General features: G+C 38.1%; 14 protein-coding genes and 1 pseudogene. 8 read left to right on the top strand and 7 right to left on the bottom strand.

What is annotated here, in order from left to right:
• Positions 1-14: 14 nt before the first annotated feature.
• From J2Z32_RS15530 to J2Z32_RS15505, 6 genes are all read left to right on the top strand, one after another.
• Positions 15-386, top strand: a complete 372-nt coding sequence (locus tag J2Z32_RS15530; protein ID WP_210090095.1) for a hypothetical protein — start codon at positions 15-17, stop codon at positions 384-386.
• Between the two features lie 451 nt (positions 387-837).
• Entirely contained in the window at positions 838-1869 is a 1032-nt protein-coding gene (locus J2Z32_RS15525; RefSeq protein WP_210090094.1) for a LacI family DNA-binding transcriptional regulator, read from the top strand.
• 253 nt (positions 1870-2122) lie between these two features.
• Positions 2123-3280 carry a cobalamin-independent methionine synthase II family protein gene (locus J2Z32_RS15520; protein ID WP_210090093.1) on the top strand — a complete coding sequence of 386 codons (1158 nt, stop codon included), beginning with the start codon at positions 2123-2125 and terminating at the stop codon, positions 3278-3280.
• A 177-nt stretch (positions 3281-3457) separates the two neighbouring features.
• Positions 3458-4567: a collagen-like repeat preface domain-containing protein gene (locus J2Z32_RS22585; protein WP_280921153.1), complete on the top strand. Its 1110-nt coding sequence runs from the start codon at positions 3458-3460 to the stop codon at positions 4565-4567.
• Positions 4568-4869: 302 nt separating this feature from the next.
• Positions 4870-6348: an amidase family protein gene (locus J2Z32_RS15510; RefSeq protein WP_210090092.1), complete on the top strand. Its 1479-nt coding sequence runs from the start codon at positions 4870-4872 to the stop codon at positions 6346-6348.
• 230 nt (positions 6349-6578) lie between these two features.
• A complete protein-coding gene (locus tag J2Z32_RS15505) occupies positions 6579-8474 on the top strand; it encodes an AraC family transcriptional regulator (protein WP_210090091.1) in 1896 nt (631 codons plus the stop codon).
• A gap of 224 nt (positions 8475-8698) precedes the next feature.
• Here J2Z32_RS15505 and J2Z32_RS15500 read toward each other — a convergent pair whose 3' ends face one another.
• Positions 8699-9241 (bottom strand): hypothetical protein, encoded by a 543-nt coding sequence (locus J2Z32_RS15500; RefSeq protein WP_210090090.1) that lies wholly within the window; start codon positions 9239-9241, stop codon positions 8699-8701.
• Between the two features lie 55 nt (positions 9242-9296).
• The gene (locus J2Z32_RS15495; protein WP_210090089.1) at positions 9297-10106 is read right to left on the bottom strand and encodes an HMG-box domain-containing protein; all 810 of its coding nucleotides are present in this window, start codon (positions 10104-10106) and stop codon (positions 9297-9299) included.
• 448 nt (positions 10107-10554) lie between these two features.
• Here J2Z32_RS15495 and J2Z32_RS15490 point away from each other — a divergent pair, with 448 nt between their 5' ends.
• Positions 10555-11277, top strand: a complete 723-nt coding sequence (locus J2Z32_RS15490) for an SAM-dependent methyltransferase (protein ID WP_210090088.1) — start codon at positions 10555-10557, stop codon at positions 11275-11277.
• Between the two features lie 118 nt (positions 11278-11395).
• Here the strand turns inward: J2Z32_RS15490 and J2Z32_RS15485 are convergent, their stop codons facing one another.
• The 4 genes from J2Z32_RS15485 to J2Z32_RS15470 all read right to left on the bottom strand — a co-directional run bounded on the left by J2Z32_RS15485 (position 11396) and on the right by J2Z32_RS15470 (position 14771).
• Entirely contained in the window at positions 11396-12043 is a 648-nt protein-coding gene (locus J2Z32_RS15485) for a methylated-DNA--[protein]-cysteine S-methyltransferase (protein ID WP_210090087.1), read from the bottom strand.
• A gap of 12 nt (positions 12044-12055) precedes the next feature.
• A complete protein-coding gene (locus tag J2Z32_RS15480) occupies positions 12056-13540 on the bottom strand; it encodes an AlkA N-terminal domain-containing protein (protein WP_210090086.1) in 1485 nt (494 codons plus the stop codon).
• Positions 13541-13661: 121 nt separating this feature from the next.
• Positions 13662-14465 (bottom strand): alpha/beta fold hydrolase, encoded by an 804-nt coding sequence (locus tag J2Z32_RS15475; protein ID WP_210090085.1) that lies wholly within the window; start codon positions 14463-14465, stop codon positions 13662-13664.
• A gap of 66 nt (positions 14466-14531) precedes the next feature.
• Positions 14532-14771, bottom strand: a complete 240-nt coding sequence (locus J2Z32_RS15470) for a ribbon-helix-helix domain-containing protein (protein ID WP_210090084.1) — start codon at positions 14769-14771, stop codon at positions 14532-14534.
• A gap of 325 nt (positions 14772-15096) precedes the next feature.
• On the opposite strand from J2Z32_RS15470, the gene J2Z32_RS15465 reads away from it, so the two are divergent.
• The gene (locus tag J2Z32_RS15465; RefSeq protein WP_210090083.1) at positions 15097-16779 is read left to right on the top strand and encodes a pectate lyase family protein; all 1683 of its coding nucleotides are present in this window, start codon (positions 15097-15099) and stop codon (positions 16777-16779) included.
• Positions 16780-16787: 8 nt separating this feature from the next.
• On the opposite strand, the pseudogene J2Z32_RS15460 reads toward J2Z32_RS15465, so the two are convergent.
• A pseudogene (locus J2Z32_RS15460) lies at positions 16788-17024 on the bottom strand (DUF817 family protein); the annotation flags it as partial.
• Positions 17025-17111: the final 87 nt, after the last annotated feature.

Raw genomic sequence — 17111 nt, 5'->3', positions numbered from 1 at the left:
GTTGGTGAAGAAAAATGGGGAAATCCTTTTGGTTGGTTGTACAATATCCGATGAAAAGCGAAAATGGCAATCAACGTGATCACTGGCTAAAGGATAAGGTGATAGAGACTTTAGAATTCTCCTTGGGAGATAAAAACTTAGGTTATGTGGATGGTTTTGATATGGGCAAGCGCCAATCCGATCCTAAAACGTATGCACTAAATATATTTTGTGTTGTTACTGAGGAAGAACAAGCAATCAACTTAATTAAAAAGGTTTTAAGAGAATGTCGGCTTGATCATACTCGTATTAAAATAGCAAGCATGCCATATGATGCAGACAAAACGGACAAAAATTACACTTTAAAATATGGAGCAAAAAAAGGGGATACCGATTTCAGCTTATAGCTTATAGCACATTTAGAAGGCAAGGTGATTCACATTAAAAAAGGGATTAAAAAAGTAATCGTTACTGTACTTGTTTTTTGTGGTCTAATTAAAATATTTCACTATATACTTTCTTCTTTAAGTTTGACTGGTCCTCTTGCCCTCATCGGATTAATGTTAATGGTACTCCTATCCTTAATATGCACCTCTTTGTTAGTCAATGAACGTAACGATGAAAATGCGTAGTGTCGTATTTTCTAATTTTCTAATTCCTATAAAGTTTATACTAATTTAATACGATATATATTTGACGGATTAGAATGATAGGTAGACTCTAACCGTCTTTTTTTGGGCCATGGGACAAGAAAAATTTCAATGTATGTTCTGTTATGAAACCAATTTCATTGTGATTCCTTATCTGGTATGATAAGCAGAACAAGGCTGAAAAAGAGAGGAAAAGAGAGGTACTTAGATGACGCAAGTTACTATATATGATATTGCCAAAGAGGCAAACGTATCTGTATCTACAGTTTCCCGAGTGTTAAATGACACGGCTCCAGTGCGTGCGAGCACAAGGGAACGAATTATGTCGATTATTGAGAAGCATCAATTTCAACCCAATGCGCAAGCGAGAAGCTTGATTAAAAAGGAAACAGGCACGATTGCCATTATATTACCTGATATCACGAACCCGTTTTTCCCTGAAGTGTTTTGGGGAGCGGAAAATGCAGCAAGAGAATTTGGTTACACGTTGTTTCTCTGTAATACGGCTGGAAATTCAAATCGTGAATCCGAATACCTGTCTATTTTGCGAGAAAAAAGGGTGGATGGCATTATATTTTTGGGTGGTCGCATTAACCTTAAGAGCTGTCCACAACATATGGCACAGGAAATTATAGATGTGGGCAAGCATTTACCGATCGTTTTAGTGAATGGCAATATAGCAAAGGGTAGCTTCCATCGTGTCTATACGGATGAGGGTGCAGGTGCGGTGCTTGCAGCAGAGCATTTACTAGCATTAGGACATCGAGAGTTTGGTTTTTTAGGTGGTTCCCCAGATACTTCGACAACGATGGTAAAGGTAAAGGCTTTGCAAAAAAAATTACAGGAGCATGGGCTTGATCTCCCTCCACAACGCCAATGCTTAGGTAGCTTTTCAATCGAAGATGGCAAGCGTTCAATGAAAGAGATGTTAGCGGTGGACAATCCACCTACTGCTGTCATATGTGTAAATGATAATACCGCAACAGGAGCGATTAAAGCGGCGGTTGAGCAGGGATTACGTATTCCCCAGGATATTTCAATTGTTGGGTTTGATGATACTCCCCTCGCTAGTGCAGTGATCCCTGAACTAACCACGATTTCACAAAACACATACGATTTAGGGAATCTAGGTGTGCGTGTATTACATGATTTAATTAATAAAAGAACGCCTAGAAAGCAAACGGTGCTAGACCCTAAGCTCGTTATCCGTCAAAGTACAGGAGCCATACCGAGTGTCTGAGTAAGTGGAAGTGGAGAAACTGGTGAAATTAAGTCCTTATATGTCCTTGGTGAAACCCATTTCATCAAAATTAAAGAGAATTTAATATAAACCGTTTGAATTAAATTAGGAGCAGTATTTATATCTTATAATCTAGCTATAGCTTCTAACTATAACTAGATATACCTTTTGCGTGTTACGGTATGTGTCCTCTCCCATGCTACAATCAAACCATGTTGAAGCAGCAACAGGAAAATTGGGGGAGGTTTTTTAAATGAGTCATAAATTTCAAATCGTAGGTAGCTTGCTTAGACCATCTGAGCTATTAAAATATAAAACCCAAATTGAGCACCGGGATGATATTAAATATCCGTTTTATCAAGATTTTGAAGGCTACCAGCAATGTGAGGCTCATTCTATTCAGGATGTTGTAAAAAAAGAGATTGAGCATGATCTATCCATTATTACAGATGGAGAGCATTCCAAATCGATGTGGCATTTGGATTTTGTTTGGGGCTTCCAAGGAGTGGAGCGTTATATTGCTGATCATGGTTATTTCTTTAGAGATATCGATGGTAGCTCTAAATATGAGACTCGAAAAGATATCGGGCTTCGTATTACAGGAGAATTAGGTGGAAAAAACCATCATTTTATTAAAGTGTTCAAACAATTACAGGAAGCTGCAGGAGAGCATGAAACGAAATTATGTGTGCCATCTCCATCACATATTTTTGGCGAATTGTCTTGGTCCGATAATATCGGAGGTACAGATTCTGTATATAAAACTACACAAGAGCTTAAAGCAGGCTTAGTGAAGGCATATAAGGAGTTTGTAGCGGAGTTTGCAGAGGCTGGCGGGAAAATACTACAGTTTGATGACTGCCTATGGGAGCTATTTGCAGATGATAATCCTAATTCTCCATATACAGGCGAAAATATTAACCAAGAGGAAGTCCAAGCACTTGCGACGGAATTTATCGATATAAACAATCAAGTGATTGATTTTGGTCATAGCTTAGGGCTGAAAATGTGGACACATAACTGCCGTGGTAACTATGACTCCCGTAATATGGGGGGCGGCTCTTATGCGAAGATTGCCAATTTATTTTTAAAGCAGCTTAAATATGATCGCTTTTTCCTAGAGTGGGATGATGAGCGTGCGGGTTCCCTAGAAGCGCTTGAAGTATTCAAGGATAAGCCAAACACCGAGATCGTATTAGGCTTGTTGTCCTCTAAAACAAATACCTTGGATGATGAAGATCGTGTGCTTCGTTTGCTAGATGAAGCGTCTACGATTATTGATAAGGATCGCTTGTTGCTGTCCCATCAATGTGGTTTTGCTTCCTGTGATGGGGGTAATGAATTAACTGAAGCGGAGCAATGGGCTAAAATTAATCAAGGGCAAAAAATTGCGAAGCAATATTGGAGTTAATAGATCCCTTTTAAAATTAAATTACGAGAGAAATCTAGGTTATAAAAATAACTTAGGTTTCTCTTTTTGTTTTTAAGGAGAGAAATGCTATTAGGTTAGTAACATAATTTGGGCATCAGCGTATATTGGCAATATCAAATATTAAGATTACTTCTAGCTAAGAAGTTAATAATTTTTATGATTGTTGGTGATGAGACCTTGTTACTTTTGGAATTGATTAATGAGTTAAAGAGGGCAGTTACTCAGGTTTTTGCAAATCCTAGTCAAACTAGTCTTTCTGCTTTAATTATAGTGCTACGTAAGCTACAGACATTAATTCCTACAATAAGAATAAGTAGAGGCAATAGAGCAAGTTTAGAAGCGTCATTGGAGTTTTCAATTGTTTCTGCCGAGGTAATCCCATTTTCCCCAATAAGTCTAGGTACTAACTTGGAGCAACTGCTTGATGTAATGTTTTCTGTTATTTTACAGGAAAATATGGATAGCGCAGACAAAGATCAATTAATTATTGAAATTAGAGCAATAGAGGTTGTAATTGCAAATTGGCTAAGAATTTCAGCAATTCAAGGTCCTGCTGGATCACAAGGTATTGTTGGGCCACAAGGAATACAAGGACTACAAGGACCAACGGGACAACGTGGGTTACAAGGTAACCCTGGTGCAACAGGAGCTATGGGAGTAGCAGGTCTAACGGGTGCAACAGGAGCGACAGGTGTAACGGGCGAAGCAGGAATAGCAGGTGCAACAGGAGCGACGGGAGTAGCAGGGATAACAGGTGCAACGGGAGCGACTGGGGCGACGGGCGAAGCAGGAATAACTGGCGCAACAGGAGCCACGGGCTCAGTAAGTCCTTTGCTTCAGCCGTTTGCAGATGCATCAATTGGAGCACAAACGGTTGATCCTCAAAACTTCGTGACAAATTTTGTCTCTGTGGTGAACAATGGGATTTCATTTGACAATGTTAATACATTTACCATTAATAATGCAGGTGTATATTATTTAAATGTAACGTTAAATTTTGAAGGTGGTGCAATTACAGAATCATCTTTCTCACTAACAATTGATGGAAATACGGCTGCTTATGTTGCACCCTCTACAAATTCAGATAATGCTGGTCAAATTTCAATTATTCGAGTTGCATTTTGTCCTGTTGGAACAACTATACAAGTGATTAATAGCTCACAATTCAGCGTTTCCTTTAGTGAAGGTCTTACAGCTACAGGCACTATTCCTGGCTCGGCGGGACACTTTTGCCTCTTTAGATTAGCGGATAATGCTTTAACGTAAATCATCATCTAGACTATTGATGCAACAGAGGGTTGCAATTCGAAAATAAAAGCATGTTATAAAGGCGTCGCTATGATTACACCATGGCATACGCCTTTTTATATTAAAAAGGTTCTAAGGATTTTGAGATAAGAGAATAGTATAGCAGACCTAAAGTATAGCTAGGCTACCTGATGCCAGTATTTAATGTAAAAAACGATTATATTATATTTCTACCGTAATTAATTTTAAAATCTACGATATTATAGTTTTAAAATGGGTAAATTCCATTAACAGGAACTACTTTATGAGGTGAATGATAAATGAATATTGAAAAGTGGATTATTGAAGCGGATATAAGTAGTACGCAACTAGCGATGGAGTCGGGAGATGTTCGCTCTGAGGACATTGTTAGAGCCTACTTAGAACGAATTAATAAATATAATAGGAAAATAAATGCTGTGCTAGAAATAAATCCTGAGGCGATTGAAATCGCTATCAATTTAGATAAGGAGCGGCAGGAAAAGGGGAGTCGAGGTCTCTTACATGGGATTCCTATTTTGCTTAAGGATAATATTGATACTCATGATAAAATGCATACCAGTGCAGGTTCAATCGCTTTGAAGGATTCAATTGCACCTGGGGATTCAGTCGTTGCTTCTAAATTACGTGCGGCGGGTGCTGTTTTGCTTGGAAAGGCGAATATGACAGAATGGGCCAACTTTATGTCTAATGAAATGTGGGCAGGTTATAGTTCAAGAGGTGGCTTAGTTCTAAATCCATACGGACCTGGGGAGCTGTTTGTGGGTGGCTCTAGCTCAGGGCCTGCTGTAGCAGTAGCAGCTAATTTTGCAGCAGCAGCAGTTGGAACGGAAACATCGGGATCGATTATTAGCCCTGCAAGTCAAAATAACATTGTAGGTATAAAGCCAACGCTAGGTTTGATCAGTCAAGCTGGAATTATACCACTTGCACATAGCCAAGACTCAGCTGGACCTATGACGAAAACGGTGAAAGACACTGTTATCTTGCTTAGTACTTTAATAGAGGAGAATGAGCAAAGTCCTCATTTTTCATGCACACAAACAGTAAAAAAATGCTTTGATAATTATGATGAATTATTAGATGTAGAATTTCTAAAACAGGCTAGAATCGGGATTGCTAGATATTATTATCAAGATTTGGACGAAGCAAGAGCTAACATAGTTGAAGAGGCAATTCAGGTACTCAAAAAGGCAGGTGCGACGATAATAGATCCTGTTTCCATGCCATGTGAAAAGGCTCAATGGGATTGGGATGTGTTGCGATATGAATTTAAGAGTGATCTTAATGCTTACTTGGCAAGACTATCAGAAGATGTACCCGTGCGTTCCTTAGAGGAAGTCATTGCGTATAATGAAAAATATGCAGAAGAGGCATTAAAATATGGGCAAGGTACTTTAATATGGTCAAATGAAACAAGTGGTACGTTAAAAGAAAAAGAATATATCGATAGCTTAAACAAAAGTATAGAGCTGTCTAGAAAACAAGGAATTGATCATGCGTTGAATTCATACGAGCTAGATGCATTGATGTTCTTAGGGGATGAAGGATCTGATTTAGCAGCAAGGGCGGGTTACCCTATCATTACAGTTCCTGGTGGGTATGCCTCAAGTGGGATCATTGCTCCTGGAGGTTACACTACAAAAGGACCTCAAGGTATCACCTTTGTGGGGACAGCATATAGTGAACCGACATTAATTAAAATTGCGTATGGGTTTGAGCAAGCAACGAAACATCGGGTTCCACCTAAAATGGAATAAAATTTTTATAACTTTTCTAAAATCTAAAAAAGCGACCGCAGGGTGACTTTTTCTGCTAAGTCATGGTGTAATAAAATTATAAATTAAACATTGAATTATGTAACTGGAAAGCAACTTATTTTTTGGTCCTTGTCGTTTTTGCTTTCACTGCCTTTGTTGACTTGGTACTTTTTTGATTAAGCTTATCATTTATTAGAAAAAATAAAAGTTAAATGAGAGGGGGTATACTTATGAACTGGGAGGCTTATATCCAACAATGGAGTAGCGCTACTGTTAGATTAATAGATATGAAGCAGTATCGTATAGAGGATGGCACACTCCCAGCCTATTTTGTGGCATCAACAAGCTTTTTCATAGTTACTGTGGATGAAGAAGCAACTCATATTGTTCATGGCATACAAGGCGAAAAGATACAAATAAAACTACCAACAGGCGCTTCCTGTACTAGTTATGTTATTTTATATAAAGCTATTCATAGTGAGAACTCTGAGTTAGAGGAGCGAGATTATCTTCAAGTAAGTTATACGTTTAACCCTACTATTCCCTTGACAGTACTCGAAAAGTGCAAAACAATACATCGTCTATGGCAGCAACATGATCCATTGGATAAGCTAGAGGCTCAAGCCATGTTTCTTTCATTTGTACATGAGATGTTGCGGCAAATTCGGGTAAGATTTTTACAAAATAATAGACTGGATATCGTAACCGAAGCCATTCATTACATGCAGGACCATTATCAGGAGCCAATTACGGCTGATCGTTTAGCCCGAATTTATAATTGTAGTACAAGCTATTTGGCACGTTTATTTAAAAATCAGCTTGGCGTGGGTCCTATAGAATATTTAATCCACATGCGTATTCATAAAGCAAAGCAGCTTTTATTAAAAACTGAGGCTCGTTTAGGGGAAATAGCTAGTAATGTAGGGTATAGTGATGTTTATTATTTTAGTCGCTTATTTAAAAAGCACACAGGCTACTCACCCATTCAATTTCGTGAGTTACATGGACAAATGGTTCAGTATAATCCATTAGAGCTGTTAAAATCGTCTATTGTTTCCAAAAGACCGAGTTCCCATAATGAGAATGAGACTTATTATCAATGGGATAAGGAAGGGGACACATCGATGTTTAGATTTTCAAGACCAACTTTAGGTGCAGTGATGCTGCTCTGTACATTTTTAATCTTAAGTGCATGTCAAAGCAGTAATTCAGGAAATGCAAACTCATCCGCACAAGCACCAGCAAATGTAAATACAGATTCCAATACGACGGCAGATGCTTCTTCAGATAAGCAAAATGCAGAAACTCGTGAATATAAGCATTTGAAGGGGACAACTACAATTCCTGTAGCGCCGCAGCGCGTCGTCAGTTTGTTTCATTTAGGGGAGCTGATGACGTTAGGAGTCAAGCCAGTAGGTACAACCACCTTTATTTTGGACAACCCATCGTTAGGTGATGTTTCTGATATTACAGACGTAGGAGTTCCGCCAGACTTAGAAAAAATACTTTCATTAGAGCCTGACCTCATCGTCACAACGGCACCGTTCGCGGAGGCGGTGGAAGGTGGCTATGAAGCTTTAAGTCAGATTGCCCCTACAATTGTCGTTGAACAATATAATGATCCGATTAAGGATGTTGCTATGTTTGGGGACATTCTCGGCAAGCAAGAGGAAGCTGCAAGGTGGAATAAGGAATTTACAGCGAAAATAGAAAAGTATAAAACACAAATTAATCCACTTATTGGTGCAAATGAAACCTTCACCATTTTAAATGTGCGCCCAGGTAACATTTTTATTTATGGGGATACAAATATGGGTGGCAACATTATTTATAAGTACCTTGGCTTAAATCCAACGGAAAAGATCCAAAGCGATGTGATTAACGGGGAAACATGGGAAATATCAGCCGAAGCCATTCCACAGTTTGTTGGTGATCATTTGCTTTTGGCTGTGAATGAAGGGGCTGAGGAAAATATGAAGAAGGTAGAAAAGCTGATTCGTAGTACACCAGCCGGAAAATCAGGCAACATATACAACATAGATTTTGATCAGTTTCTACCTAGTGACCCCATTTCAGTGGAGAAGCAGTTGGATATTATTTATAACTTGTTAGTGGAGAAGAAATAAAAATAAGTCAGTGTGCTTAGCGAATAAGGCTGGGACAAAATGGGACAAAAGCATTTCAGCTAATGAAAAACCCGAACTATTTTATGGAATTCTATTTGAATTCCGTTATAGTTCGGGTTTTAATCATCTGTAATGCTTACATGAAGTAGCTATTATTCGACTTTAACAACATTAAAATGAGTTATGTCCCAGCCTCATATATAGTAAGTAATGGTAGGCTTACATTACATTAAACTAATTAGCTTTTGTATATCATTATCAAGTTCTATTAGTTGAGCTTTATATTTCTGTAACTCTTTTTCATTTTGGTTTTCCACCGAGATATTTATATCCTTTAATTGATTCACTATAGATAAAACAAGAGGCTTATGGTCAGAAAATACAGAGAGTTTTTCATTTGATTTAACTAATTCTTTTATTTTGCTGAGTAATAGATCAGTTTGATTAATGATTGCGAATATTTCTTCATAAATTTCTGGAGAAATAGCTTTATCTGTAATTGGATTTTTATTTCTGTTGATAACGTAAAATACATTCACCTGTTGTGAGTAACCATTGAGTTCCCCATGTAAGTAAGTAAAATCATCATTTTGGATTAATAAATCGCTTAAGATATTTTTTAAGAATGAAATTTGTTTAGAATATTGTTCATAAAAAAGATTATGAATTAAAGCGTAATGTTGAGAATCGAAGTTAGTAGTATCTTTTTGAGCCTGACAGGATGTCATAAAAATTAATATAAGTAATAGTATGATAGTTTTTTTCATTTTTCCTCCAAATATTGAAAACGAGTTGCGAATTGTCACAACTCGTTTTAGGAGATTATTTTACTATAATTGTGTTCACATCTGAAATTTGCCAAGAACTTTCATTAGTTGAGGTTGTAACTGTGTAACCTATAGAACCTCCTACAATACCATTTCCACCGAAGTCTACTTTGGCTGAGCCAGATGATGATGTCGATTTTGTACTATAGGTGTGTGTCCAGTCAGCACCAAAATCTATATTCGTATTATTCTTCTTTGTAACGTATGCGGCTACATAAAAATCTACTCCAGAAGCCATTTTAGAATCATAAGCATTAAATAAGAGTAGTCCTTCACTTTTGTTTTGTGCTGATTTTAAACTATTATGTTCATCTGAGGAATTTTCATAAGAATAAAAACTAGCTGCATTTTTATTCCAATATACCCCAATTACATCATATGTTGCAGGATTCCATTCAGCATACCCTTTATCAAACCCGTAATAGGCAATTAGTCTATAAAAAGATTCACCACCTCTTTTAGCAGAGGTTACCCATAAGTTTGCATTGTACGCTTCAGTATACATGGGACTTATAGAATTAGTTGTTAATTTAGGAACTGTAATTTCTACATCAAGTTTTGCTAATTCTTTTTTCACTTGTTCATAATCCGTATTATTTTTCAAATATTTTACTATAAATTGATTGAATTGTTTATCATTTAGTTCATAAATTTCCTTTTTGAAAGTATTCAATTCCTGTAATGACATTGTGTTAATTTCTTTACTATACTGTTTTGTTTGTAAATCATTGTCAATAGCAAATGATGTTGAAGTGAATAATAGTGCCATTACTAGTGTTAAAATAGTAACTCTAAAATTCTTCAAAAGATCACTCCCTTAAAATAATTGGTAAATATTACTTTGATAAAGATAGCATAATCTATACTAAATGTAAACATTATACTTAATTGGAAAAGATATTTTTATATAAAAAGCTAATTAGTATCATTTGGTTTTAGATAGACTCTATAAAATGGAGGCTAAGAAAAAAGCATTTCAGCTAATGAAAAACCCGAACTATGACGGAATTCTAATTGAATTCCGTCATAGTTCGGGTTTTAATCATTTGTAAGCTTTTAAATGAAGTAGCTAATATTCGACTTTAACAACATTATAATGAGTTATGTCCCAGCCTCGTTTTTATCATATTGATTGGGGGTTATTTAGCAATAAAAAATGAGCTAAAAATAATTTTACCTTTAATTCCTTTATTTTCTAAATTAAAATTATCATAACAAGTAAAACAGGGCTCAATTATGGAAAGGAGTAAGACATGAGTAATACATTAAGTCAGTTCTACTATGATATAAGCAAAAAGGACCTTAATATGATGGGACCCAATACGCTTATGCTGTTGGAAGAGCTATTAACTAATTTGGATATGGGTAAAAAGGGACTACGTATATTGGATTTAGGATGTGGGAATGGGTTAAACTCTCTTTATTTTGCTAAGGAGCAGGAAGCAACTGTGTTTGCCACAGATTTATGGATTTCTGCAAGCGATAATTATAATAGATTTAAATCATGGGGCGTGGAGGAGCTTATCATTCCAATTCATGCGAATGCAAACGATCTGCCATTTTCAAATGAATATTTTGATCTCTTAGTTTGCATAGATGCGTATCATTATTTTGGAACTGGAGAGCGCTTTTTTGAACAAAAAATACTGAGTTTAATTAAACCAGGTGGATATGTACTTATCGCAATACCAGGGATGAAGCAGCAATTTGAGGGCCAAGAGCCTGATCTAGTGAAGGAATGGTGTGGAGAGGAAATTAGCAATTTCCTAACAGTGAACCAATGGGCGCAGCTAATTGGTCATAGTGATAGCATGGAATCGGTACAAATTGAAGAGATGCATACCTTTGAAGAGGCGTGGCAGGACTGGTTTGATACACAGCATGAGTACGCCATGAGAGATCAGCAGTTTTTTAACAAAGGATTAAATCAGTATATTAATTTTATCTCTATTATTGTGAAAAAAAGTGAAGCATAAGAGAAATAAATAATTTGCTGAACATTAACCACCCTGGTTGTAATGAAATTAGGGTGGTTGTGCTAATTAAAGGGATTGTGAGGGCTATGAAAGGTATAAGAGATATAAACTTTGCTTGCTAAAGTGCACTCCCTCTAGTAGGTATCGAGAAACGTGTCAGGTCTACCTGCTCTAACTCCAACAACTTAATTTTATTTTCAATCCCACCTGCATAACCAGTTAGGCTTCCATTTGCCCCAACGACACGGTGACAAGGAATAATGATGGAAATCGGATTATGTCCCACTGCACCACCAATTGCTTGCGCAGACATGGTGTCTTTCCCTAGTTTTTGCGCCATTTTTTTAGCAATGTCCCCATAGGTTATCACCTCACCATACGGGATTTGGCATAAAATATCCCATACGTCTTGTCGAAACGGGCTACCTTTTGGCGCTAAAGGCAAGGATAGTTCAGGCTGTTTCCCTTGGAAATAGGCATCTAGCCATTGCTCAACGAGGTGAAATAACGGGAGTTTGTCCGCTAAATCGTCTACTTCACCTACTTTACGGATTACGCCGCCTGTTTCGTCTGTTTCACATTTTTTATCAATTTCTTCATTCTCTAGTGTAGCTCCAAAATATTTTTGTCCCTTTAGCCATAATCCAGTCAAATGCTCTCCGTCACTAGCTAACGTGAACATTCCGATGGGGGAACGATACTCCTTTACATATTGAACTTGGGTAGGTTGATTAGCTTGCTTTGCCTGTGCTTGAACGTTATTCATATCTTATCCCCTTCATAATGAATTCCATAAGTTAATCGTCGCGTACGATCGCCAAGGTCGCCACTGCTCTGCAAGATTCAAAATTTCCTTTGGAGTGTAGGGCTCCAGCGCTTTTTTAACCCCATAATCTGTATGTGGAAATGCGTCAGGCCAGCCTAATGCTCTCATTGCAACATATTGTACGGTCCAAGGGCCAAACCCCGGGAGCTGTAGCAATCTCTTCATTTGCACTTCAGGATCACTGTTGCGAGTTAAGTCAATTTCACCCTGCATAATGGCAGTCGCTAACGCCAAAATAGACCTTGCACGCACGCCCGTCACACCAAGTGCACCTAGATGATTTTCAATCGGAGGTTCTAAGCTACAGATTTCTTCAGGTGTCGGAAAATAATGCGTTAAATCGGATATAGGCGTGGAGGCAACTGTCCCATAGGTGGCAACGATACGGTTAGCTAACGTTTGTGCTGCTTTCACCGTGATTTGTTGTCCAAGAATAGCCCGAACAGCCATCTCAAATGGATCAAAGCAACCAGGGAGCCTTGTCCCTACAACACACATCCCTGATTTAATTTCATTCATATTTTTAAGTTGTTCATAAACTTCTACAGGATCACAGTAAAGGTCAAATAAATGTTTAACTCTGGCAAGCACTTTAGACAAGACGGGCAACAATGAGCCTGACACTGTGACTGCTAACGAATTTTTATGTTCAAGCTGTCTAACAGAGAGCCATCCCCGATAAAGTTGTTGATGATGAGAAATAACGACGGTTCGAGAGTAAGCTTGCTCGGCTACAACCTCAACGCCACTTATCGCTCGGCTAGCGAGGAAATGAAGAATATTGCTCCATAAATAAGGTGGGCGATAGCCAAGTAAAAGTGTAATGCTCTCCTGATTTAGAGGAACATCATCTTGTTGCTGTTCTTTTCTTAGTAGGGAGGGGGACATGCGATAATGTTCTTTAAATACCTCATTAAAACGTCGCACACTTCCAAACCCTGCCGTAAATGCTACATCTGTAATGGGCAGATGGGTATCTGTTAGTAAGTTTTTAGCCAATAAAAGTCGATATGTTTGTAAATATTGTACGGGTGAAACACCATACTCTAAAGCAAATGCACGTCGCAGGTGTCTATCTGTAATACTTAATTGCTCTGCAATGCCTGCTAAGCTCCCTCCATAAAAACCTTCGTCTTCAATGAGATGCTTGGCTCGTTGAGAGAGCTGGACGCTAGCATCAATAGGGGCAAATCCTGGTGCTAATTCAGGTCTGCACCGAAGGCATGGTCTGAACCCAGCGACTTCTGCTGCTGCCGCACTTGGATAGAAGGTGCAATTTTGCTCCTTCGGTTTTTTTACACGACACACAGGCCGACAATAAATACCAGTGGAGGACACACCCATATAAATTCGTCCATCAAAGCGAGCATCATGAGCGATAAAAGCTTGATAATACATGTTATTGTTAAAAGGCGGTTGCGGTATCATCGTTTCCATGCGATCACTCCATTTGATAAATAAATACAAAAAGAAACCTTTGTAGTTTGTTAGTATATCATGTTTTATTTTTTAAACTAGCGGTTTTCGGACATCATATTTATGATCCAAATGGAGTGGATTAGCCTAACTGGTTCAGGAAATTAGAAACGAGGGAATTAAATTGCTGCGGTTCCTCAACAAAAGGCAGATGCCCACAACCTGCCATCTCAATTTTAGTCGCCAAATTTAACTTATTACTCAAAAGGGCAGCATTTTTTTTGTTAAACGCATGATCGTCATCACCGATTATAATTTGGATTGGGACTCCAATTTCATGTAGGCGATGAATCGCAGACGGCTTAGTTTCAGTAATCAGCTTAGGCGGGAATCGACAAAAATTATTGGGGTTTCTTACATTATCCATCACTTTTTTTCGAGCTTCTTTTTTTGTAGAAGAGGGGAAAATATAATCCCAGAACGGATTTCGTATAAATGTCTCGATCGCTTTGGTGCTACCTTTGAAGGAAGTGTTCATGTAATTTTTGATGCCATGAAAGCTGATGCTAAGCGGATAGAAAGCGCCACTAATCGTAGGTGCAACCAAGACAAGTGATCGTACGAGCTGAGGGTACGTTAATGCAAAATCAAGTGCGATCCCACCACCCATAGAGGAACCTACCAAGATAATATTTGCAAGCTGAAGCGTGTCCACTAATGTCTTTAAATCTTCTACGTATGTAAAGGGATGTTCGGGCGTGCTAGACTCTCCATATCCTCTTAAATCATACCGAATTGTATGGTAGTGTGGGGAAAAGAATTCAATTTGTTCATCCCAAATATGGTGATCGTTAAAATTACCATGGATAAAAATAATAGGATCGCCATTCCCTGAATGAGTGAAAAAAAGCTTGCCTTCTTGCACATCGATATAGCCCTGTTCCATTGTTGTCCCTCCTATAATTCATCACTGTGTTTATCAAGTAATTCAATTCCAGTTTTTCTATCTCTATTACAATTGATCAGCATTATGAAGCTGGTCTTCAATAATGGATCTTAAAATCTCAGAAATGGAATAGTCACCCCGCTTACAAAGTCGGTCAATTTCCTCCCAGCACGTTTGCGGTAACGTTAAAGAAATCTTTCGTGTTATCCCAATTGGCTTTCGTCCCGCTCCGTTTCGCGCGCCACCTCTATTTTCATTAGTTGGATCTGTTAATTGATGTATAAATTTATTGTTTTGTTCATCCATCTCGATCACCCAATCCCATCATTTCATACAAGGAAAATACAGTCAATTTTTGCTACCTTATTCAAAAACAAAAATAATAATGCTTATTGTAAATGTAATGAAATCTTTTTTTTGAAAAAATAGTGCTTTATACATTGTTAATAAATTAATTTATAGGTATTTTTAGTAAAATAATTACAGGAAATAATTTGATGTGTATGTTATATTTTAGAAATTCATTAATAATATAATAAAAATTGTAAGAAAGGAGTTTTGTTGTTTACTAAACATAAATTAACGATCTTAAATTCAACGTATCATACTAAAAAAATTTAGGAGGATTATAATGAAAAAGAAAATAATTAAGAGGATGAGCATACTCCTCATGTTCCCTTTAGTATTGTCATTGTTCTTAGGGGGGCTCCAACCCTCATCAGCTTCTGCGGCTGGACTCACGATTGTTTCTGAAGCGGGTTGGAATGAAACCGCTTACGTTAAGTGGCTACCTATGAGTAATGTAGAACAATACACGGTATACGTAAAAGGTGTAGGACAGTCAGAGGGTGCTTATCGCCAAATTGATAATGAACTAATTAGAAAATATCCTTCGTATTGGAGAGCTGATGCAGTTGGACTTTCCGCTGGAGACTATGTTTTAAAAGTAGAAGCTACATTTGCGGATGGATTGGTAGAAAGTGTCATTTCTAATCCAATTTCTGTCGTCGCACATGATCGCTCTGGGTTCGCCTTTTCATCTGACTCCCCCTATGGAACAGGCTCTGGTGCGTACAATGAAGATGGAACCTTGAAGCAGGATGCACAAGTGCTTTACATCACCTCTGATACTGCGCACACAGTAACACTGGATGTCATTGTAAATAATAAAGGAAAAACACAGACAGGCGTAGGGCTCGGAGAAATTTTGAAGCTACGACAAAAAGGTTACGATCAAACCCCACTTGCGGTTAGACTAATTGGCCAAATTACGGCACAGGATATGCAGGGACAGCTTAATAGCAGTGGTTATCTTGAGCTAAAAGGAAAATCCAGCTACTCAGAAATGAACACAACCATTGAGGGTATTGGGGATGATGCCTACGCTTATGGTTGGGGGATGTTGCTTCGATATGTAGGTAATGTTGAGGTCAGAAATATCGGGTTTATGTTATTCCCTGATGACGGCATTTCAATGGATACAGGCAATGCCAATGTATGGGTCCATCATAACGATCTATTTTATGGCTCCGCAGGTAGTGATGCTGACCAAGTGAAGGGCGATGGCTCTACAGATTTAAAAAAAGGCTCCTCCTATATTACCCTATCCTATAATCACTATTGGGACTCTGGTAAAGCAGCATTGGTGGGCTTGAGTGAAAGTGCTGAATTTTTTGTTACCTTCCATCATAACTGGTTTGATCATTCAGATTCCCGTCATCCTCGGATAAGAGTAGCTTCGGTGCATGTATATAACAACTTTTACGATGGTGTTTCAAAGTACGGTGTAGGTGTAACCACAGGAGCTTCGGCGTTTGTAGAATCCAACTATTTTAGAAATACTAAATATCCAATGCTAAGCTCCCTACAAGGGACGGATGCGGTAGGTAAAGGAACCTTTTCAGGTGAGCAGGGTGGCATGATTAAAGCTTTTGATAATAAAATTGTGGATGCGGTAAACCTTATTTATGCAAATGTGGAGAGTGATACAGCACAACCCCATGCCACTTCCTTTGATGCGTATTTGGCTGGGGCTCGAAATGAGGTTGTCCCAAGTGAATTCGTCACCTTAAAAGGGGGAACACCATACAACAACTTTGATACTAAGCTGGATACTGGTGTGTCTGTAGCTGCAATTCATCCTGTAGGTGAGGTGGAGCAAGTCGTGACCACTCAAGCTGGACGATTAGATAATGGTGATTTCACATGGCAATTTAATAATGAAGTGGATGATCCCTCTTATGATGTAAATCAGGCATTAATGGCTAAAATCAGAAACTACAAAACCACATTGGCCTCTGTTGGCGGAAAATAATCTAGAATCTAATTTAACTTCTTAGTTTCCTTTACCTGCTTTAATGTAGCAACAATGAGAAAGCTGACAATAACTAATAATAGCCACGAGCTGACCTTGCCAATATGAACTAAGCTCCACGCTGTCGCTTGATTTGGGTATTGCCATGCTGCGAAATAAGTAGCGATATTTTCTGCAATCCAAATAAAAAAGCCAATTAATATAAAAGAAAAAACAAGGGGCATACGATATTGTGTGCCTCCCACTATAAATTAATATTTTCTCTTGTTTGCTCACTCGTTCTCAGGTTTTCATTCATTGACAGAATGGCAGTTGGAGAAGTCATGTAAGAA

The organism is Paenibacillus turicensis (genome assembly GCF_017873435.1).
Taxonomy (GTDB): Bacteria; Bacillota; Bacilli; order Paenibacillales; family Paenibacillaceae; genus Fontibacillus; species Fontibacillus turicensis.
This window is presented reverse-complemented; position numbering and strand designations above follow the sequence as displayed.